This is a genomic window from Ignavibacteriales bacterium (assembly GCA_015709675.1).
Taxonomy (GTDB): domain Bacteria; phylum Bacteroidota; class Ignavibacteria; order Ignavibacteriales; family Ignavibacteriaceae; genus H2-BAC3.
Window position 1 is genome coordinate 75,002 of record CP054182.1, and the last position, 21,324, is coordinate 96,325.

13 protein-coding genes are annotated in these 21,324 nt (G+C 44.1%); 3 read left to right on the forward strand and 10 right to left on the reverse strand.

Features of this window, described 5'->3' with window-relative positions; all coding sequences use genetic code 11:
• Window positions 1-42: 42 nt before the first annotated feature.
• The 10 genes from xerD to HRU80_00315 form a co-directional block, all read right to left on the reverse strand.
• The gene (gene xerD / locus HRU80_00270; protein QOJ27377.1) at window positions 43-954 is read right to left on the reverse strand and encodes a site-specific tyrosine recombinase XerD; all 912 of its coding nucleotides are present in this window, start codon (window positions 952-954) and stop codon (window positions 43-45) included.
• The gene (locus tag HRU80_00275) at window positions 920-3,130 is read right to left on the reverse strand and encodes an HDIG domain-containing protein (protein ID QOJ27378.1); all 2,211 of its coding nucleotides are present in this window, start codon (window positions 3,128-3,130) and stop codon (window positions 920-922) included. The genes xerD and HRU80_00275 overlap by 35 nt, the downstream gene beginning before the upstream one ends.
• 6 nt (window positions 3,131-3,136) lie before the next feature.
• Window positions 3,137-3,982 carry an HAD family hydrolase gene (locus tag HRU80_00280; protein ID QOJ27379.1) on the reverse strand — a complete coding sequence of 282 codons (846 nt, stop codon included), beginning with the start codon at window positions 3,980-3,982 and terminating at the stop codon, window positions 3,137-3,139.
• A gap of 217 nt (window positions 3,983-4,199) precedes the next feature.
• Entirely contained in the window at window positions 4,200-5,957 is a 1,758-nt protein-coding gene (locus tag HRU80_00285; protein QOJ27380.1) for a Na+:solute symporter, read from the reverse strand.
• A gap of 84 nt (window positions 5,958-6,041) precedes the next feature.
• Entirely contained in the window at window positions 6,042-6,656 is a 615-nt protein-coding gene (locus HRU80_00290; GenBank protein ID QOJ27381.1) for an isoprenylcysteine carboxylmethyltransferase family protein, read from the reverse strand.
• Between the two features lie 21 nt (window positions 6,657-6,677).
• Window positions 6,678-8,129 carry an RNA polymerase factor sigma-54 gene (rpoN, locus tag HRU80_00295; protein QOJ27382.1) on the reverse strand — a complete coding sequence of 484 codons (1,452 nt, stop codon included), beginning with the start codon at window positions 8,127-8,129 and terminating at the stop codon, window positions 6,678-6,680.
• Entirely contained in the window at window positions 8,119-8,688 is a 570-nt protein-coding gene (locus tag HRU80_00300; protein QOJ30413.1) for a DUF3109 family protein, read from the reverse strand. Before HRU80_00300 ends, rpoN begins: the two co-directional genes overlap by 11 nt.
• Window positions 8,689-10,304: 1,616 nt before the next feature.
• Window positions 10,305-13,259, reverse strand: a complete 2,955-nt coding sequence (locus HRU80_00305) for an ATP-dependent helicase (protein QOJ27383.1) — start codon at window positions 13,257-13,259, stop codon at window positions 10,305-10,307.
• Between the two features lie 5 nt (window positions 13,260-13,264).
• Entirely contained in the window at window positions 13,265-14,296 is a 1,032-nt protein-coding gene (locus HRU80_00310) for a DNA cytosine methyltransferase (GenBank protein QOJ27384.1), read from the reverse strand.
• 154 nt (window positions 14,297-14,450) lie between these two features.
• Window positions 14,451-15,353: a hypothetical protein gene (locus tag HRU80_00315; protein ID QOJ27385.1), complete on the reverse strand. Its 903-nt coding sequence runs from the start codon at window positions 15,351-15,353 to the stop codon at window positions 14,451-14,453.
• A gap of 710 nt (window positions 15,354-16,063) precedes the next feature.
• Between HRU80_00315 and HRU80_00320 the strand changes: the two genes are divergently transcribed.
• From HRU80_00320 to fbp, 3 genes are all read left to right on the forward strand, one after another.
• Window positions 16,064-16,978: a hypothetical protein gene (locus HRU80_00320; GenBank protein QOJ27386.1), complete on the forward strand. Its 915-nt coding sequence runs from the start codon at window positions 16,064-16,066 to the stop codon at window positions 16,976-16,978.
• A gap of 315 nt (window positions 16,979-17,293) precedes the next feature.
• Window positions 17,294-20,095 (forward strand): outer membrane beta-barrel protein, encoded by a 2,802-nt coding sequence (locus HRU80_00325; GenBank protein ID QOJ27387.1) that lies wholly within the window; start codon window positions 17,294-17,296, stop codon window positions 20,093-20,095.
• A gap of 165 nt (window positions 20,096-20,260) precedes the next feature.
• Window positions 20,261-21,295 carry a class 1 fructose-bisphosphatase gene (gene fbp / locus HRU80_00330; GenBank protein ID QOJ27388.1) on the forward strand — a complete coding sequence of 345 codons (1,035 nt, stop codon included), beginning with the start codon at window positions 20,261-20,263 and terminating at the stop codon, window positions 21,293-21,295.
• The last annotated feature ends 29 nt before the right edge of the window (window positions 21,296-21,324 follow it).

Consider the following 21,324-nt stretch of genomic DNA (forward strand, 5'->3'; position numbering starts at 1 on the left):
CTCCCAAAATACACAGGGCGGAGGAAATTTCCTCTGAGTATCTCATCCGCGGGGATGATAACTGCGGTGTTCTTCCATGACAAACGTCCGGTCAACATGGGTGTAAATCTGCGTGGTGCCTATGCTTACGTGCCCAAGCATTTCCTGAACCGCTCTCAGATCTGCTCCCCCTTCAATCATGTGCGTGGCAAAAGAGTGCCGGAAGGTATGAGGATGAACAGGCGTGTTTATTCCCGCGATTATGGTGTATTGTTTTATCAGTTTCCAGATGCCCATCCGGCTGAGTTTTCCCCCGTCCCTCTTATTCAGAAAGATATAATTACCGCTCTTTTCCCCTTTCACAAGAGCCGGACGCCCGACCGTCAGGTATTTATCAACCCAGGTAATGGCGCTCCTCCCCACAGGCACAAACCGTTCTTTTGAACCCTTTCCGAATACCTTTATCATCTCTTCTTCAAAATAGAGATTGTTCAGCCTCAGTTCAATCAGCTCAGAAACCCTCAGCCCGCAGGAGTACAAAAGCTCAAGCATGGCTTTATCCCTTAGTCCGGCGGTAGTGTCAGGTACGGGAACATCCAGCAAGTGCATCATTTCATCCACCGAGAGAACATCCGGCAGACCCCTCCCAAGCTTAGGCGCCGGTATCCGGTCAATAACGCTGTATGGTATATACTGTGAAGACTGAAGCCAGGTGAAAAAACCGTTAAGCGATGAGTGATACCGTGCCTGGGTTCCCGCTGAAAGCCCGAGTTCTTTCATCCGGGAAAAAAAGCCGATAGCATCTTCGAGGGTAACTTTTTCGGGGGAATGAATCTGCTGCTCTTCACAATAGCGGAAAAAGTTGCGGATATCAGTGGAGTAGCCGGCAATGGTATTTTCAGACTGGTTCTTTACCATCCGGAGATGGTTTATATAATCATCAAGGAGCTGATGGAGGAACGATTCCTTTTCCATCTTGCGCTTTCTCCCCCTGAATCGGGTCGGGATAAGCGACCCTGCGGTGGTATAAACTCTGAAGCCGCTCTATAAATACATCGCGGATAATCATTAAATCCCTGAAAGTAATCGGTGAGTCATCAAGCTGACCATCTTCTTTTTTCTGCTTAATCAGTTTATCAACCATCTTCTCAATGCTCTCCTGATCAGGATGGGTGAGGGAGCGGGCTGCCGACTCACAGGTATCCGCAAGCATAAGTATTGCAGTTTCCTTGGTTGAGGGCTTGGGACCGGGATAGCGGTAGTCGCTGATATTCACTTTCTCCTCTCCGTATATACCCTTTGCCTTTTCATAGAAAAAGGTGAGAACGCTGGTTCCGTGATGCGCGGGAATAAATTTTATAATCTCTTCCGGCAGTCCGTATTCCTCCGCAAGCTGTATCCCCTTTTTTACATGATTCAGCAGAAGCTGAACACTTTCCTCGGGAGAAATGGTATCATGATAATTTGCTCCCGTGCGCTGATTCTCAATAAAATATTCAGGAGTGAGGGACTTGCCTATATCATGATAATATGCGCCGGTTTTGGCAAGCAGTCCGTTCGCTTTAATGGCAAGTGCTGCTTCTTCGGCAAGATTGGCTACATTAAGCGAGTGGTTAAATGTGCCCGGTGCGCTTGCCGATAGCTGACGCAGCAGAGGATGGTCAAAACTCTGCAGCTCAACCAGAGTGAGTTCGGTTGTAATTTTAAAGAGCCGCTCAAAGAATATAAGAAGTCCGTAGGTAAGCACCGGACTGATCAGCGCGCTTGTGCCCGCGAAAGCAAGTTCAAGGAGTATATAATCCCATGAGGAGTAACGCTCAAAACCGAAAGCAAGAATAGTAATCGCATAACCGCCGAGAATGCTCAGGAACGAACGGAATATCTGCGTCCTGTTTTTGATATCACGTACTGAATACGCGGCCATGGCACCGGCAGCTACATTCATCAGCACGAAGGAATAATCATTTCCCCGCAGCGCGCCCGAAATAAGCGCTGCAATGACTGTTGAATAAAATCCGACACGGGAGTCATAAATAATGGTCAGAAGCATTGACCCGGCCGGAATAAATATCAGCAGTTTCATCGCGTCGGTTACGCTTATCAGATTCACCAGATAGGTTACAAACGAAAGCCACAGGAACATAATGCCGAAGAGCAGTATGTTTTTGTTATTCTGGTAGAGATCATTTCTGAACTTGTAGAGATACAGACCGAACAGAAAGAGCAGGGAGAAGATATGCAGCAGTTTTCCGGTAAACTGCAGAACCCTGCCGGTAAGGCCCGAAACCTCACCTTTATATATACTGTAGGAATCAATCTTCAGCTTGATTTCCGGTGTAATGCGGTCGTGTTTGGCAACAATCCTCTCGTTCAGGGTTACAATGCCTGAGTAACGGGAAACCTTTGACTGCGCGATTTCTACTTCTTCCCTGGTGAGACCGGCGTCATAAATCAGATTCGGCTTAAGGAAGTGGCGCAGTATCTGCCTGATGCTTTCGCGGTGAAGAGAGTCACTGATCTCAGGATTAAGCCATTCATTAACCGCGGCGCTTATGCGCGAAGGAGGAATCAGCCGGTCCTTGCGTTCAATAATATCTATATTCCCCGCGCGGATGGCAACGCTGTCCTTGCTGATCTGATCACGCTCGGTATTCAGAATCCCCCGCCGGTATATACTGGCAGCGGTCAGGCTTGCCGTGCTGAATATATCCTGAACAATGGAAGTTCTTTTTTTCCTCCGCAGTTCATTGGCGCGGTTTTGCAGCATCCAGTTAAAAACATCGGAAGAAAAAAATGTCTCATTCGTAATTTCTGATGCCGGCTTTCTGGCAAGTGAATCAAGCAGGCGTGTAAAATTCTGCAGATAGGTTCTGAGTGTGTCAGCGGTTTTTCTGGAAACAGCTTCTTCTTTTCTGAAGACAGGAAAGATGCTCTGCTTTGCGGCCTCAAGCTCCCGCCGGTACTGCGCCGCATCCTTCAGAACGGGAAAATCCCCTTCCGAGATCAGATCATCCTGTATCCATACAGAACCGACGCTTACTTCGGTGTTGAGAGCTATTTCACGGGGAAAGAGGAGCGCGATAAGAATGGTTACAGCAACAACAAGAATGATTTTCAGACGGAGGGAGGTCCTGACAATCATACTGCTCATAGGCTGCTAAGAGGTTTTGGCTTTATATACCAGTTCGAGGAAATCCCCGACGCCGTCTTCGGTATTTGGTTTTTCGGTAACATAATCCGCGGCGTTTTTGATTTCAGGAACTGCATTCGCAACGGCAACTTTATAGGCCTCTGTCTGAAACAGTTCGCGGTCATTATACCAGTCGCCTATCACCGCTGTTTCGGTCATCTTAATCTTCAGCCGCTTCAGAAGCAGATTCAGCCCGGTTGCCTTTGAGCTTCCCTTTTTCCGGATTTCGAGATAGTATATACCAGGCGTGTTGTAGGATTTGGTAAAAGCCGTGCTCAGTCCGAATGCATAGGGGAACTGCATCCGGTTCTGTACAAATTTGAGGTAATCTTTTGACTCGCTTGCAAGCACCACCTCGAGTGTTTCCTTTATATAAGGCTTGTAGGAAGCCACTTCATCAAAACGGGCGCCAAACTTATCAATAAGCTGCGGAATAAGGGTGTTATGTTCCGTGTAATAGATCGCGTCAGCATGGCAGAGCGCTATTCTGAACATAAACCGGTCAGCATACGCAACGCACTTTTCAACATATTTTTCCGGTACAAAGGATTCAAATATGATATCGCCGCCGGGATAACTTTTTATCAGTGAGCCGTCAAGAGAAATCAGGGGAGTGGAAATTTCCAGTTCTTTTGCGTAATCGGTCAGGGCTGAATGGAGCCGGCCGCTGGCAAAGGTAAATTGCACCCCCAGCTTTTCCAGCTTCTTTGTATATTCAACGCTTTTCGCTCCGATTTCCCCATTCTCATCAAGAAGAGTACCATCAAGATCAAAAAGAATGAGTTTTAAGTTTTTAACTTGCGCGCTTGTCAAAGGCATAAACAGTTTCTTCCCCCGTTTTGTCTTTTAAAAGTTGTTCAATATTCATGCAGAACCCTTTACATGAAAAAATTATTAATAACAAAGTATACAGCTATAATGGGCATAGTTCATCTACCTAACAATATCCGGATATGCCTCTTTCTTGTCACATGCTCTGTTTCATGTTTTGTTGTTTTGACCTCTGCCTGTCCTCTGTCGGACAGACCAATCAGGATCCTAATTGCTCCCAGCCGGTCCTGGTAAGATTGCGGTTAATCACCAAAAAAGCAAAAATTCCAACCGACAAATATAAGAATCCTCTGCCAAAATCTGAGAACAAGAGATAACCTGTGCCAAATAACATTGAATATACGAAGACTACTCCGGCAATCCAGTTGACAAACATCACACCGAATACCCCCTTTTTCTCTTCCAGACCGCTCTTTTTGGCGTAGTCAGCCCAGAGACGCCCTCCGGGATAAACTCTTTTATAGAAACCAATCAGTTTCTCTTCCGGTTCCGGTTTAGTCAGGTAGGTAACCGCTACCCAGACCACGGTGTTGATCCCGACAATATAAAACAGGCTTTCAGGGAACTGTATCCCCATCATCTTTACCACAGGGTAAACAATAAACGGAGTCACCAGTGCGGCAATTTCCGACCAGGCATTAACCCGCCACCAGAACCAGCGGAGGATAAGAACCCCTCCCACTCCGGCTCCGCACTCCAGAATGAACTCCCACGCGCCGGATATCCGGTCAATAAAAAGCGTTACAACTACCGAAACCACCATCAGCAGGAGCGTAAATACTCTTGAAACGGAAACATAGTGCTTTTCATCCGCTGCGGGTTTCATAAATCTGCGGTAAAGATCATTCATCACGTAGGATGAGCCCCAGTTAAGCTGTGTGGCTATGGTGCTCATATATGCCGCGAAAAATGCCGCAACCATCAGTCCCTTCAGCCCGGCGGGAAGGAAATCATTCATGGCATATATATAACCCATCTTCTTGTCATCAGCGCCGAGCTCAGGATAAATGACCAGGGTGGCAAGAGCGGTGATAATCCACGGCCAGGGGCGTATTGCATAATGCGCGACCTGAAAAAAGAGGGTTGCGTAGAGTGAGTGCTTTTCGTTTTTTGCCGACATCATTCGCTGCGCTATATATCCGCCGCCGCCCGGCTCCGCTCCCGGATACCATGATGCCCACCACTGCAGCCCTATATACGCCAGGAAGGATACAATGCTCAGACTGAAAATACCGGTAACGGTTGAAACATCAGTGCTGATCTGCGGAAAGAAATCCAGCAGGAAAGGGCGGTCACCCAGTTTTGCCTCAAGCCCGCTCATGCCGCCGATCTGCGATGAATTAACAACCAGAACAGCGAGCACAATACAGCCGAACATGGCTATAAAAAACTGAAACGCATCGGTTACCACCACTCCCCATAATCCTGATAAAGCAGAATAGACCGCAACCAGAATCATGCAGCCGAATACATAAAAAATCACTTCGCTTTCCGGAATACCAAACATGCCCGTGAGCACTGAGATCATTGCCTTATTAACCCACCCCATGATGATCACATTCATAAAAAGCCCGAGATATATGGCACGAAACCCGCGGAGAAACCGCGCCGGCTTGCCCGCATAACGGATTTCAGCAAATTCTGCTTCGGTCATTATCCCCGCCCGCCTCCATAACCGCGCAAAGAAAAATACGGTGAGCATGCCGCCAAAAAGAAAATTCCACCAGACCCAGTTGCCTGATATACCGTTACGTGCCACCAGTTCCGTTACCGCAAGAGGAGTGTCAGCCGCAAAAGTAGTGGCGACCATAGAAAGCCCCGCCAGATACCAGGGGAGATTGCGCCCGGAAAGGAAAAACTCATTGGTATCCTTGCCTGAACGTTTTGAGTAGTATATGGCAATGCCGATGCTGAAAACAAAATATCCGGCTATAATCAGGTAATCAAGTAATGTCATGTGCGCTCCTGTCTGGCAGTATCAACATTTAAATAACTTCTGAAAAAATTTCTTTTCATTCTGAAACCTAACTGAATTTTTCTCTCAAAAAAAATCCCAGGGAAAAATCCGCGGTACCCTCTTCTGATATTCTGCATACCGCTCTCCGAACCGCTCCAGCAGTTTCCGCTCCTCATACCAGGAACCGGCGTAAAAATAGATGATGCAAAACAGGGTGAAGAGTGCATAAAACCAGTTAACAAACGGCTGTGAAAGAAGAAAGATGATGGAAAACAGGTAGAGGGGATGGCGGCTGTAGCGGTAGGGGCCTTTGGCGGTGAAAACCGACGCGGCGTCAGGATCAGCGTCCGCCTTTCCGGTACGTATATAAACCACTGCCTGCCTGATGCCCAGAAACTCCGCACCGTCAAAATGCTGCATGGTATATATAAAACCCGCCCCTGCCAGTATCTTGGGAATCAGGATAATGAAATCCCACGGGTACGGAAGATCAAACAATATATAATGGGGTTTGGGGCTCAGTTCATAAAACAGCCAGAGCGTAAGGAGCGAAAGAGCGTTATAGGCAAGCCGGTAAAATGCCGAAAACCCCGGAAAGCGGCTGAGTATATACTGCTTCACTCCCCTGCCTGCCGTGATGGTATGAATAACCGCGAACAGCGCAAACAGCAGGAGGGTAATAAGCAGGTCAGCCAGCATAATTACAGCAGTGCCGCCGGATTACAATTCCCGCCGGAGCCGCGCGACCGGTATCCGCTCCTGCTCCCGGTATTTGGCTATGGTTCTCCGGGCTATGTTGATCCCTTCCTTATTCAGAATTTCGGCAAGTTTATCATCACTCAGCGGATTGGATTTTGACTCCCCTGCAATGATTTCCTTAATCCTCTCTTTAATAACCTTGTTGGAAATCTCCTCGCCTGATTCCGTGGTGAGTGATTCGCTGAAGAAATACTTCAGCTCGTGTATGCCCTGCGGACTCTGCACATATTTTCCGTTAACCACACGGCTGATGGTTGAGACGTCCAGATTTATCTCTTCGGCAAGATCCCTGTATATAAGAGGACGGAGATGCTTGGGGCCTTTGTCAAAAAAGTCAAACTGCTTGGTAACTATTGACTGCATCACGCGCATCAGAGTGTTCTTCCGCTGCTCTATGCAGGCAAGAAACCACTTTGCCGATTCAAACCGCTCTTTAAGAAAAGCGTAGGTATTCCGCTTTACCTCAGACTTACGGCTTGATTTTTTATTCTCCTGCAGCATCTGCACATAAGCGGGGCTGATGGTAACACTGGGAACACTCCGGTCATTCAGCGCAATCGTAAAACTTTTTCCCTCACGCTCAACAATAAAATCAGGGGTAATCTGATTAAACTCTTTTGTCTCAACCTTACCTTCCCCCGGCCTGGGGTTCAGTTTGTGAATCAGATCAAGCACCGCGTGAAGCGTTTCGTCAGTCAGCTTCAGATTTTTCTTCAGCAGCTTATAACGCTTATGGGTGAAATCTTCGAAGTGTTCGGTAAGAACTTTCTCTGCCAGAAATGAGTAATAAGGATCAAGCGCCAGATTATGCAGCTGCACCAGCAGACACTCCTGCAGCGAACGGCAGGCAATGCCCAGCGGATCAAAAAGCTGAATCCTCTTTAGCAGCTGCTCAGCGGTTTCTTCCGGTATATCAATATGCTGAAACAGCCGGAGCTCTTTAACGATTACACTCAGTTCTTCTTTCAGATAACCGTCATCATCAAGACTGCCTATGATCTCCTCCCCCAGCACCATCAGGTTTTCATCTATATCAAGCATGTGAAGCTGTTCAATAAGATGCTCGCTCATGGTCTCGCGCTGAGGAGTCTGAATATTCGACGGCTCATCATCGCTGCCGCGGCGGTTCAGGTATTCGGGATCATCCTGGTAATAGTCATCATCATCCAGCAGGTCTTTGCTGCTGAACTCATCATTATCCTCATCGTTAATGTCTTCCGCCGGATTTTCAGCTTCATCCGTTGCTGCTTCTTCAATGCTGATATCTTCTTCGAGAAAAGGATTCAGCTCAATTTCATTCTTGATCTTCTGCTCCAGCGAAAGAACGTTCAGCTGCAGTATCTTCTGATACAGAATCTGCTGAGGCGTTAAGCGCTGGGTAAGACTCAGTTTTTGAGAAAGATTAAGATTCATTGTTTACTTCGTCCGATAATGTTTTATACCAGTCTTCCCCGTATTTACGTACAAGGGAATCCTTACAAAATTCAAATATCCTTACCCCGTGTTTTTTTCCGTTTTCGATGGCTGGCTTGCACTCGCTGAACTTTTCGTACCTGAGCACATCGCCGCCGAAGTTGGATATCCGGATCGGGAAGAGATGACACGATACCGGCTTATTCACCGAAATTTCCCCTGCCTTATAAAGCTTTTCGATGGAGCACTTGGCAATTTCGTTTTCGTAATAGACAAACACACAGGCACGGCGGTTAAAACTTTTGGTGACCAGTTCGCCGTCCACGGTTTCGTAAAATCCCTCTTCCTCAATAATCATTCTGTGCTGTTCGGGGAGCAGTTCTTTCACCTGCGGAAGCACCGAGCGGATCGGCTCTACCTCTTCCTTCAGTAAAGGCGCCCCATAATCACTGGGAATAGTGCAGCAGGCCCCCTTGCACGCGACCAGGTCGCACACAAATTGACTTTTTACGACATCTTTGCCGACAACTACACCATTTATGTTGTAAAAAGCTTTCATTTTTTGGAATAATTTTTGTTGTAACATAAGTAAAAAGTTCCTTTTTTTCAAATTTTCGCATCTTTTTCCTGAGGCGAATTGCCATCCCCCTTTTTTCACTTTTGGCACGGCAGTTGCATAATATAAGACGGAGGTTTGATAAACCTGAACGGCTCAGGAGAAGAGTAAACCCCCATGAACCCTCACTACCTCAACAGGTCTGTGACTGACAGACAGGCCTGTTGATGGTAGTTTTTTTTTGCACTTTCCCGCTCCCCCTTGCTATTCCCCTTACCAATCAAGACACCGCACCCAACCCCTGAATTCTGCCAATTTGTATGGCAAGCTAAGCCAGGAAGGCCGGTTTTTGATTTACTATATTGGCTGCTATCAGGAAGTAAATTGTGGTGGTTGGTAAAATCCGTGTTATTAATTCGTACCATTCGTGTTACAAATTCGTGCCATTCGTGTTCCTAATTCGTGCCATTCGTGTTACAAATTCGTGCCATTCGTGTTACAAATTCGTGCCATTCGTGTTACAAATTCGTGTCATTCGTGTTACAAATTCGTGCCATTCGTGTTACAAATTCGTGCCATTCGTGTTACAAATTCGTGTCATTCGTGTTACAAATTCGTGTCATTCGTGTTACAAATTCGTGCCATTCGTGTTACAAATTCGTGCCATTCGTGTTACAAATTCGTGCCATTCGTGTTCCAAATTCGTGCCATTCGTGTTACAAATTCGTGCCATTCGTGTTCCTAATTCGTGCCATTCGTGTTAACGATTGGGGCGGAAGTTTACACTAATTCACACGAATTGCGGAGACTAATTTTCACGAATTAAATTCCCGGAACTATGAAGCCTCCCTGACCTCTGGCAATTCATCTTTCAGGCCGTTCGCTGTCATTACCTTTTTTCTCTTTGCTCGCAATTCCGCTGATCAAAAAAGTAGTGAATAAAATTATGAGAAAGGTTTTAAACCAACCGGAATCCCCATAAATATCAGTAAATTCAACAACAAGGAATACACAAAAGAAAAATCCTGACAGAAAGAGATAATTGTTTTTCTTGCTCATGGTTGTTTCTCATTATTATTATGAATAGCTCGTTTATTCTCGGACCGGAAATATATCACTTTTTCTGTGTCTATACCTCAGCCCCTCCTTAAAACCGGGCTGCAACTGACAGACAAACTACCATAGTTAGTGAAATTCGTGTTCTTAATTTGTGGCACCATTCCAATCGCATTTTTACTCGAATTAACACTAATTTTGGAAACTAATTTTCACGAATTGCATTCCTGGAGCTCTGAGTAATCCCCTTTACTTATCGAAATTAGTATGGCATTTTAGCTGTTAGGATGACAAGAAATTGGTTAGAAGCCCGTGGCAAGTTTGAATCTATGCTAAGAAGTAACCCCTGCGATACAATCCACCGCAATATAACATTGGGTTAACAAACTATATGAACTGGAATTGAACCATAAATTGGGTGCATGTCTTTTTTGTAGTTAAACGAAGGTGACAATTTGATTGCACATCACTGTCAACCAGCACAAATGTTAAATAGAAACACAAACCTTAAATATTGCGCGACGACCCACATTGCGTCAAGCGTATGTTATAAATCGTATATTTCATACCAGATCACTAAAACTTCTAACTCTTATCTCGGAAATTCCATTGGTTTTAGGGATATGTATAGGACTTGGGAGTTCTGTCGAATTAAACTCTTGTCCTTGTTTAGAGCATATTTTTCTGAAGTCACATTCTTCACACTTGCTATTACTTGGGCGCATAGGGAACTCCCCATCAAGAATTCTATTTACAGCCCATTCAATATTCTGAATAGCTGCTTGAATTGCTAAATCTGTAATTGGAACATTTACTCTATTTGGTGATTCTCCAGTATTGGGTGCTTTTAGCAAGTGAACCGAGCCTGTTTTAGCGTTCTCCCCAAGAACAATATCAGCTGCATAGGCGTATAGCTGAACTTGCAATGATAGATTGATCCAAAAAAATGGATTTAACTGCCCTTCAGGGAAGTCCATTGACTTGAAATCAATTACTCGTGCTTCCAGAATATTACCTTCGTTGTCCTCTCTTAAAAGCAAATCAATTGAACCTGTTATTAAGGCTCTGTCTGCTTTTATCTCAAACCGCTGCTCTAAAGACCGGCTTTGAACAAAATCATCTGGATATCCTTCAACATAATTCCCAACAAGTCTTCTTGATGCATTTTTTGCCCTCTCATATGGGCCTTCTCTTTCAGGGTCTCTTGATGGAAAAACATGCTTTAAATGAAAAACATCGTTGGCAATTTCTTCAGCTTGTTCCCTTGATGGTGTTGAGTTATTGAAGAGTTGATGTATTCGATTTATTGCTGTGTGGGTTGTTAAGCCATAACCGAAAAGCTCAGGTACAGCTGGGCTATAACCATAAACTTTCCTAAATTTATATTTCATGGGACATTCCAAGTAGTCCTTTATTTCAGTAAAACTTGTAGGCATAGATTCTTCATCAATACGCATACGTGGTTCGGCTCTTTCAATATTGTCAGGTAAATGTGTTGCATCACTAATGATTGACGGATAATTCAGCCCCTGTATCCTAAGTTTGAATGGGCTAGGGGTTTTAGGTCTTTGCAATCCTGGCTGAGTGCTGCTGCCTGTAATGTACAAAAACCGTTCTGCTCTAGTCAGTGCTGTATAAAAAAGTCTTGCTTCTCCAGCATTATTTGTTTGGTAAAGTCCTCTTGATAAAGGATTTTGAATTAAGTTCAGTGGTAACCAACCAGTGTAATTGCTTCTTCTCAATGGAAACCGTTGCTGAACAACGTCTACGATGAAGACCACTGGAAATTCAAGCCCCTTCATTTTATGAACAGTCGAAATTGTAACGGCATCGGGTCTTGATGTTAACTCTACTTGGGTGGTGTCATAACCGGACTCAGCAACATTTTTAAGAAAATTTAGAACGCTTTGATACCTCAGACCAGTATCTATACTCACAAAAACCTTTTCAATGTCCAATATTATTCCACTAAAAACTCCTAAATCACGCATTACCTGTTCAGGATTATGAAACTCTGTTGTTGACAAATTAAATGCTTCAATTAATTCATGAACCAATAATTGCGGATAAACTTTTCTTCTTGCCCCGCCAATCGGTCTGTGTATTTGGTTATTCCAATCAGCTAATATTTCTAAAAATCTATTTAAATCAGCATTTGGGAAGACAGGTAAAACATTTGAGTTGAAAAAATTAGTTGCTTCCCTTCTTGGATAACCGGGTTCTCTTAATAGTCCCATTGAATCTCTGAGTGTTCTTGCATGGAGTCTTTCAAAAATAGAACCCTCCGCTTCAATAATATAATTTATCTCAGCATCAGAAAGAGCATTTGTATATTCTCTGTGGTATGGTGCCCCTCCATTTCGTGTGCCGCCTTGTACCGAACGCATCAGTATTGCGAAATCAGATTTTGTTAGTCCTCTTTCAAAGCCGTCACCTTCAACGTATTTAGTGCCAATCAATTCGTTTATTCTCATAGCAATCCATTCAGCTTCATCATTCTTACTGTCAAACCATAAATTCCCAAAGTGCTGAATATTTCCTTCCGAATTGGATATTGGTGATTTATCAATTCTGGCAGTACTAAGCTCAAGTTGAATAAACCTGTCTGAAGCAGAAACTATTGTGCTTGTGCTCCTGAAATTAGTTGATAAAGTGTGTGTGGAGCAATTTGGATATCTTTGGTCGAATTCAATAATATTCCTAACATCTGCTCCTCTCCAACCATAAATTGATTGGTCATCGTCACCAACAACAAACAATGACCGTAGACGACTATATAAACCTCTGATTAGCCTTTCCTGAGAAATATTGACATCTTGATACTCATCAACCATAAGATGGCTAGCACAATCAAGTGCGATACTCATCTCAGGATTATTATTTTCGAGTGCTTCTACAACCAATCGTACCATTAAGGAAAAATCAATATATTGGTCAGCATTCAATCGTGAATTAATATTTTGCAAGCTTACACCTAATGCTGGATATTCCCTTCCGATATCATCTAAAGATAACATTTCATCATTTGCCATCTTCCATGCATTTGAAACTTCGGCTATAGTTTGAAACATTCTTGCGTTTTTAGTTTCCTGAAGTACGTTTAGCCCTAATTCATAATATCGCGATAGCAAAAATAGTTTTAATCTATTTTCGTCAAGAACTTCATACTGCCGATATTTTGCATTCATTGAGCCAAGGAGATTTTTACAAAAAGCGTGTATTGTCCCAATATACATTGCCCCCACAAGTGCCACAGGCAGACCAGTTTCTTCAAACGCATTTGCAACACGTCTTTTTAAAGACTCGGCGGCTTTTTCTGTAAATGTGAATGCAATTATACTTTCTGGTCTTGCTCCTTCATGTATAAGCCTTGCTATCCTAAATGAGAGAGTTCTAGACTTTCCTGAACCAGCACAAGCCAAACACAAAATTTCATTTGTGTCATCTATTACCACATTGTATTGGTCATTTGTAAGTGAAATATCAGAAGCTGTAAAGGTGTCTCGGAATAACGGCATATTAATTATTTTTGATTAATGTAAGTTTGAATGTGCTGTTTAATGTTCTCAGCTTGAATCCTACTAAATTCCGGGGGTAAAGCGTTCCCAATCATCAGTGCAATTTTCGTTCTTGGTGCACCAATCGGAAACTTATATGTCTTTGGAAAAGTCTGTAGCATAGATGCTTCCCTTGCTGAAATACATCGATCTTGTTCAGGATGTAGAAAGCGTCCTTTAGAAGGGTTTAAACATCCACCAGTTATTGTAGTAGAAAAATCATCCCATCTTAATCTTCCATATACATCATTAAATCCGACATTTTCTTTCTTGTGACATTTAAGCTGTCTGTGTTTCCCTAAATCTTTTCTACTACCACCATTCTTTGGAATATCCTTAATAAAATTTAATATTTTTTCTGAATGAATAGGAAAGATTTGATGCAAAGGGTCTTTTGAATTCTCGGGTTTCGGTAGTTTGCCAATCACCTGTCGTACTGTTTTTCTCTTTTTAGTCGATTCTGCAATTTTAAGTGGTGCCAATCTGGACCCAACTAAAACTAATCTTTTTCTATTCTGAGGAACGCCATAATCACTGATGTTAACCACTTTCCAGTCCGGCTTGTAATAACCAGCTTTTTCAAGATCCTTAAGTGCTTTTTTAAATGATTTGTCAAGAGCTAAACCCGGTACATTCTCCATCATAAATGTGTATGGCTTTAACTCTTTAACAAATCTCACAAATTCTGTGATAAGCTCATTTCTGTCATCTTTCACAGGTTCGGGCTTATTAAGTCTCCTTATGGAACTAAATCCTTGGCATGGAGGACATCCAGCCAATAAGTGAATTGTTTTTTTACCAAGTTCTTTCTTTACTTCTTTTGTAGAGACGTGTCTGATATCGCTAGTTATAACTTTTGTATTCTTATGATTCAGTTTGTACGCCTTTGCTGCAATTTCATCAATCTCAAAAGCCAATTTTGTCTGGAAACCAGCTTTTTGGAGTCCCTCTGTCAATCCCCCAACTCCACAAAATAAATCTATTGATATCAATTTCATATGTAGAATATCGTTTTTCTAATTTGGATTTCAAAGTTTTTCAAATACACAACGCTGGCTGTTTAGAAGCACTACACTGTCAGCCACACACAATCTTTGGTAGATGATCAAAGCTAAATTTAACCAGTGAACCGACAATTTTTTGAAGGTGCTGTTAGCTATCGTTTTTCTTTTCATACTCGGTGTCTCTTACTATAATGAAAAATGTCGGCATACCTTGTTCGTCTTCAATTTCTATAGAATATTTATCATATTCATTAAAGTCGTTGAATAGATTAACTATGTCAGCCAAAGCATTACCTCTTTGAATTCTACTTGGGATTACACCTCTTCCAAGATTGAGAAGGTCGTATAAAATGCAATCCCAGTCAGGGTTTGGTGGAGTAAGTGGATTTTCAAAAGGAAGCCCTAAGTCGCCAACAAGAATTCTATTTAAAAAAAATCCCCAACTATATGCTAAATTTGAGTTCCAAGGAATCAGTCTCAAGTATGGAAATTTGTTAAGAATTAAATAATGTAATGCTTTAGTTCTGCCTTGGCTGTAGTCAGGTAAATTTCTTTCTGGTGTATTGATTATTGAATTATTATAAACTGTTACAGGCATTAAAAAAGTTATGTCGCTGTCGTATAAGCATTGTTGCGATTTGGAAGTCAATTTTTCGTCTTTTTTTGCCTGCAATATTACAGCACTCCTAAATACTGGTGTCTTGTTTTTGTCTAACAAGCAAAATACTACAAGAAGGTCACCAAGTTCGCAACTTGGAGTGTCACCTGTGCATAAATTTATCGATGAAATGTGTCTCGTTATTCTTGGTTTTTGATGAATAAAAACAGAAGCAAATTTTACTTCGTATGACGCATGGCTTAATATAGGTGCTAGATTTCTATTTAGATAATCAATACCTACATTTCCGTCCAGCAAAAAACTTTTTATTATATGAGGCTCTGTCTGATTAAAGTCAATTCCATTCCAAGAAGTTCTTGAATGATTTATTATGTCTTGTGAAAAGGTTGATACACTTTTAACAAACTTGTCGTATTCTGGTGATGGTGTCATTTTCGTGTCGTTTTAAAATATCCGTTAACGTTCCCGGGCTTTCTAATGTACGGGTTTCGTTAGCTTTCCCGGAGAAATACTGTTTCAAATTTACAACTTTCTTGTCCACGAAGTACACTCGCATTTTAGAAAGCCCGTGTTATAAGCTGTTGAGAGTGAAGGTTTTGAACTAATGACCTCTTTTCCCAGCATCTAAAAATATAAAGACTTCGAAAGGTTGACAGTCTTTTTTAATGAAATATAGTTTATAAAACTTAAGTATCGGGTCCAATAACTTATAGGTAATTTTTGATCACTCACAACGCTAGTATTCATTGTTCTACCTTCTATAACTATTGAGTATCCGCAATATTGCGAGCCTTTCTGACCTGTCCTCAACCCATCTACCCGGTATCAACAACCCAGATTTTGGCTTTAAAAATAAGAATATTTTAATTTATAGAAACTGATTTGCTGGTTATGAATGAATCCCATTCCTCTGCAATAATCTAATGACAGTTCCAACCCGCGCAACTTTTAATTATGGCGAATTCGCCATAATTTCAACCCGGATTTTAGCTTCAAATATAATAAGAAACTCAATATCTCTACCCGCCTCCTGAAAACCTGGCGCTACCTGACAGCCCGTCCCCTTGCCGGTACTTTTTTTTACCTTTCCCCTGCTCTCCGGTTTTGGTTATTTTTACCCAACACATTTTCCGGATTTTATTATGAAAAGATTATTCCTGGCATTTTGGCTCGCAGCCGCTTCTTCCGGCTTATGGGCGCAGACTGACACAATAAATTATACCACCCCGCAGGCCGGCTTCACTTTTAATCATACACTCCCGAAACTTTACACCATTCAGACCGCCCGCGTGCTTAACCCTCTGGATCTTTCCATAATCCTCGGCGGCGCATTCGGCTTTGAACGGGATAACGGCTTCCTCGGCTCGGTGGCTTTTGGCCTGGGGGGCTACGGCGATATTGAAATGGCTACTTCCTCCCTGATGGCTTCCCTTTTCTCCAGAGATGAAAACTACGGCAACATCGCGCTCAAAGGAAAGCTCTATACCGCGGATGACCGCTCCTGGCAGCTTAGCGCCGGCATGAGGTCAAACTCCTCCTGGGAGGGCTCCTCATCCGATGAAGAAGCTATCAGAACTTCCGCTGAAGACCTCTACCTCCTCGGGCTCAGGTATGTGGATTATAAGTGGCGGATGACCAGCTTATATCTTTCATTCACATACGCAAAATACGGGGATGTTGAACTGCACGGCGGACTGACCATTACCGATATCCGCTATAAAGATGCCCAGCTTTATTTTACCAATGCTGTATGGAATTATAACCCGGTTACGGTGAAGCAGAATATGGTCAACTTTTTCTTCGGGTTTGACCGGCGGCTTAACGAACGCACCACCATGATTGCCGAAGTGCTGAGCACTCCGGTGATTGCAGTGGACGCAAAGAATACCAAATTTGTGGTTGAACGCAGATACAGCGGAAGTGTTGGGCTCCGCCTTTTTGTGAACCGCTATTTTGTACTCGATACCGCGCTCCGCTATCAGGATGATTTCAGTGGTATTGCCGATACTCAGGTGCGCGTGGGTGTGATGGCTATGTGGAATGCTGCGGGACACTGAAAAATAATTGTGAATTGTGAATGGTGAATTGTGAATTGCTCTTTGTGAGAGGTTTTACCGGATTTTAGAATTGAACTCAGCGGGACTTTGCGGTTAACTTTGCGCCCTTTGCGGTAAAAAAAATTTCGTACCCTTAGAAAGGTTGTAAATTGAATTAAACTATTCTGGCGCTTCTGTTGTCAAAAAATACCGTGCCGGTTACGGCTTATATCATAATTCTAATTTGACAGATTGTCATCTGACTTTACGAAACAGGAAGAATTCAGTGGCATTGTTCATTTTTCATTATTCATTTTTCATTTTTTATAATTCTTTATGCGTCTCTTACTGATACATTTTTTTCTGCTGACCGTCCTAACCTTCTCCCAGGGACTTGAAGTCTCCGGCACGGTTAAAGACAGCTCAGACGGCAAAGCCCTCATCGGCGCCAATATAAAACTGGAACATCTGCGCAACCCGGATTATTCAAAATACGGCACCACCGATGCTTCAGGCAAGTTCCGTTTCACCGGTCTGAATCAGGGGCGGTATATACTGGAAATCTCCTTTATCGGCTACGAAAAATATACCGACACACTCCGCCTCCGCAGTGAAAGCAGTAATCTGAAAACCATATTCCTGAAACGCTCACCCATTGAACTGGAAGACGTAACCGTTACCGGGCAATCCATCCCCGCGATACAAAAAGAAGACACCATAGAGTTCAGTTCAAAATCATACAAGACCAATCCCGATGCAAACGCTGAAGATCTTGTGCAAAAGATTCCCGGTATCACCAAAGAAGACGGCGTAATAAAAGCACAGGGGGAAGAAGTAAAGCGGGTACTGGTTGACGGCAGGCCCTTCTTTGGTGATGATCCGAACGCAGTGCTGCGTAATCTGCCGGCCGAGGTGGTTGACCGGATTCAGATATTTGATCAGATGAGCGAGCAGTCGCAGTTTACCGGCTTTGATGACGGCAACGCAAGCAAAACCATCAACATAGTAACCAGACCCGAACGCCGCAACGGACAGTTCGGTAAACTCTACGGAGGTTACGGCACCGAGGACCGCTACTCAGGAGGAGCAGTATATAATATATTCAATAATCAGCAGCGCATCTCGCTTCTCGGACTGACCAACAATGTCAATGTACAGAACTTCTCATCGCAGGATCTTGTTGGTGTTTCATCAGGCGGGGGAGGCGGGGGGCGCGGCGGCAGAGGAGGGGGCGGAGGTGGTTTCACTCCCGGCAACTGGGGCGGCGGCACTGCCTCAAACTTCCTTGTGGGTAATCAGGACGGCAATACCAGAACAAACTCCTTCGGCGTTAATTATACTGATGCCTTTGGTGATGATTTCCGCGTTACCGCGAGCTACTTTTTTAACAATACCGATAACAGCACCAGCCAGCGGAGCGAGCGGGTCTATTTCTCCGATTCGGCGGTTTATAATATATATAACGAGGATTACGCCTCAACGGCTGACAACTTTAACCACCGCTTTAACGGCAGATTTGAATATACCATTGACACTTCAAGCTCCCTGCTCCTTACGCCCCGCTTCAGCGTGCAGGATAACTCTTCATCCAATGCCACCATTGCTTTCTCCGGCTATTCAGACGGAACAGCGCTGAGCGCGACTGATAACATAAACAACACTGATGCTTTTGCCTGGAATTTTTCAAACGAGCTTCTCTACCGGTATAAGTTTGACACCCCGGGGCGCACTCTTTCAGTGTCGCTTAACACTTCGGCTAATGACAGACAGACCGATCAGCTTCAGGATGCGGTAACCGTGCGCAATCTTGCCGGAGGACTTCTGAGCCTTACGGAAAACCGTGAGATTGACAATCCCGTAAGCGGATATACCCTGGGCGGAAACATCGTATATACTGAATCAGTAGGCGAAAAAGGTATGCTGCAATTTAATTTTAACAGCTCGCTGACCAACAGCATCAGCAATAAGAAGGCACATCTGCTAAACCCGGCGGACAACACCTATTCCCTGTTCGACACACTCCGCTCCAATGAATACAATAACGATTATATAACCTACCGCCCGGGAGTGTCATACCGCTGGCGTGATGATTTTCTGAATCTGATGGCAGGTGTCTCCTATCACTCATCATCACTGAATGGCGAGCAGGTTTTCCCCTATACAGAAACGGTTGATAAAACCTTTGAACGGGTGCTTCCTTCATTCAGAATGCAGATGCAGTTTTCTCGCACGGAAAATCTCCGTCTGCAGTATTCAACCAACATCAGCCAGCCCTCGGTAAGCCAGCTGCAGAGAACGGTTGACAACAGCAATCCCCTTGCACTCCGCTCAGGTAATCCTGATCTGGCAGAAGAGTTCAGCCACCGCCTCAGCACCAGATATATGAGCACTGACCCGGCAAGCGGTACAACCTTTTTCGCGATGATGTTCATGAATTATACTCAGCAGTATATAGGAAACTCCGTAACGCAGGGACGGGGCAACATGACGCTTCCGGACGGCACCCCCCTCCCCGCCGGTGCTCAGCTGACGGCTCCTGAGAATTTTGACTACGCCCTTTCGCTCCGTTCCTTCATCAGCGGCGGACTCCCCGTTTCATGGCTGAAAAGCAATCTGAATCTGAGCACCGGTTTTAATTACGGCAAGACGCCGGGGCGCATTAATCAGAGCATCAACTTCTCCCACACCTATTCAGTGAACACCGGTATATCACTGACAAGCAATTTCAGTGAGAAACTTGATTTCCGGATTGGCTACTCCCCGGTCTGGTATAAAACCCGCAACGAGCTTGAAACGGCGCAGAGTGATGAGTATTTCGTTCACAGCGGAAGCGCTAATATTAACTGGTTTCTGCTTGATCAGCTTTTCGTGAAAACCGATTTCAGCGCTTATTATAATGCCGGGCTCCCTACTGATGCCAGACGGGACTATTATATCTGGAGCATGGGGATGGGCTATAAATTCCTTGAAAATAACAGGGGGGAAGTGCGCCTGGATATCTTTGACATCCTGAAACAGAATGAATCCCTGAGCCGCTCAGTGAACGAACTCTACGCTGAAAACCGTTCAACCGCGGTGCTGCAGCAGTATTTCCTCCTCACGTTTACCTATAATATCAGGGCTTTTACGGGAAATTAAGGCAAACGCCCCATCCCGTATAGTTTACCGTGTTCTTATGCCGGAAGTCCCGCTTCCGGCATTTTTGTTTCTGATTACGGGCAACTATTTAATTTTTCATGTAGTTCGCATTCCTTATTTTTCAGCAATTGAAATATTCCTCTTACACATCATCGGAGTTTGTTAATGCCCAAAATGAGGTTCATGACCATTGAGCGTCACATCATCGAAGGAGAAAAAAAGCATCCCGGAGCTACCGGAGAGCTCAGCCGCCTGCTCAGCGATCTGGTGCTCGCCTTCAAAGTAATTTCTCTGGAAGTAAATAAAGCCGGACTGGTTGACATACTCGGTTTTGCCGGCTCTGAAAACGTTCACGGCGAGCAGGTTAAAAAGCTTGATATGTATGCCCATGAAATGATGTTCAAGGCAATGGACCACGGAGGGCATCTCTGCATTATGGCATCAGAAGAGGAAGAAGAAATTATCCATATTCCCTCCAATTACGAAATCGGCAAATATGTGCTCCTTTTTGACCCGCTTGACGGCTCTTCCAATATTGACGCCAATGTGAGCATCGGAACCATCTTTTCAATATATAAACGCGTTTCGGAAGACGGACATCCCGGCACTCTGGAGGACTGCCTGCAGCAGGGGCTTCATCAGGTGGTTGCCGGTTATGTGGTTTACGGCTCAAGCACCATCCTGGTATATACCACCGGTGACGGTGTGCACGGCTTTACACTTGACCCCTCTATCGGGGAGTTTATCCTTTCACATGAGGATATACGCATTCCGCAGAAGGGTAAAATCTACAGCATCAATGAAGGCAATTACAAATACTGGCACCCCGGACTGAAGAAATATATAAAACATCTTCAGGAAGAAGATCTTGAGTCACAGCGCCCCTATTCATCCCGCTATACCGGCTCGATGGTGGCGGATGTTCACCGCACCCTCCTTTATGGCGGCATCTTTATGTATCCGGCCGACTCCCGCAGTCCCAAAGGCAAACTCCGCCTGATGTATGAATGCAATCCGATGGCAATGATTATGGAAGCAGCAGGAGGAAAAGCATCAGACGGAAAACAGCGGATTCTGGAAATTCAGCCGACCGGACTTCACGAACGCACCCCCATCTTTATCGGAAGCGAGTACGATGTTAAGCAGGTGGAAGAATTTATGGCGAACGAGGAAAGTCTCTCATGGATAGATAAACTATAAACAATTAGGAATTAGTAATTAGTAATTAG

Bases quoted from the DNA above. Each gene is read 5' to 3' on its own strand.
- xerD (QOJ27377.1), bottom strand. From the start codon at position 954: ATGGAAAAGGAATCGTTCCTCCATCAGCTCCTTGATGATTATATAAAC.
- HRU80_00275 (QOJ27378.1), bottom strand. From the start codon at position 3,130: ATGAGCAGTATGATTGTCAGGACCTCCCTCCGTCTGAAAATCATTCTT.
- HRU80_00285 (QOJ27380.1), bottom strand. From the start codon at position 5,957: ATGACATTACTTGATTACCTGATTATAGCCGGATATTTTGTTTTCAGC.
- HRU80_00290 (QOJ27381.1), bottom strand. From the start codon at position 6,656: ATGCTGGCTGACCTGCTTATTACCCTCCTGCTGTTTGCGCTGTTCGCG.
- rpoN (QOJ27382.1), bottom strand. From the start codon at position 8,129: ATGAATCTTAATCTTTCTCAAAAACTGAGTCTTACCCAGCGCTTAACG.
- HRU80_00300 (QOJ30413.1), bottom strand. From the start codon at position 8,688: ATGAAAGCTTTTTACAACATAAATGGTGTAGTTGTCGGCAAAGATGTC.
- HRU80_00305 (QOJ27383.1), bottom strand. From the start codon at position 13,259: ATGCCGTTATTCCGAGACACCTTTACAGCTTCTGATATTTCACTTACA.
- HRU80_00310 (QOJ27384.1), bottom strand. From the start codon at position 14,296: ATGAAATTGATATCAATAGATTTATTTTGTGGAGTTGGGGGATTGACA.
- HRU80_00315 (QOJ27385.1), bottom strand. From the start codon at position 15,353: ATGACACCATCACCAGAATACGACAAGTTTGTTAAAAGTGTATCAACC.
- HRU80_00320 (QOJ27386.1), top strand. From the start codon at position 16,064: ATGAAAAGATTATTCCTGGCATTTTGGCTCGCAGCCGCTTCTTCCGGC.
- HRU80_00325 (QOJ27387.1), top strand. From the start codon at position 17,294: ATGCGTCTCTTACTGATACATTTTTTTCTGCTGACCGTCCTAACCTTC.
- fbp (QOJ27388.1), top strand. From the start codon at position 20,261: ATGCCCAAAATGAGGTTCATGACCATTGAGCGTCACATCATCGAAGGA.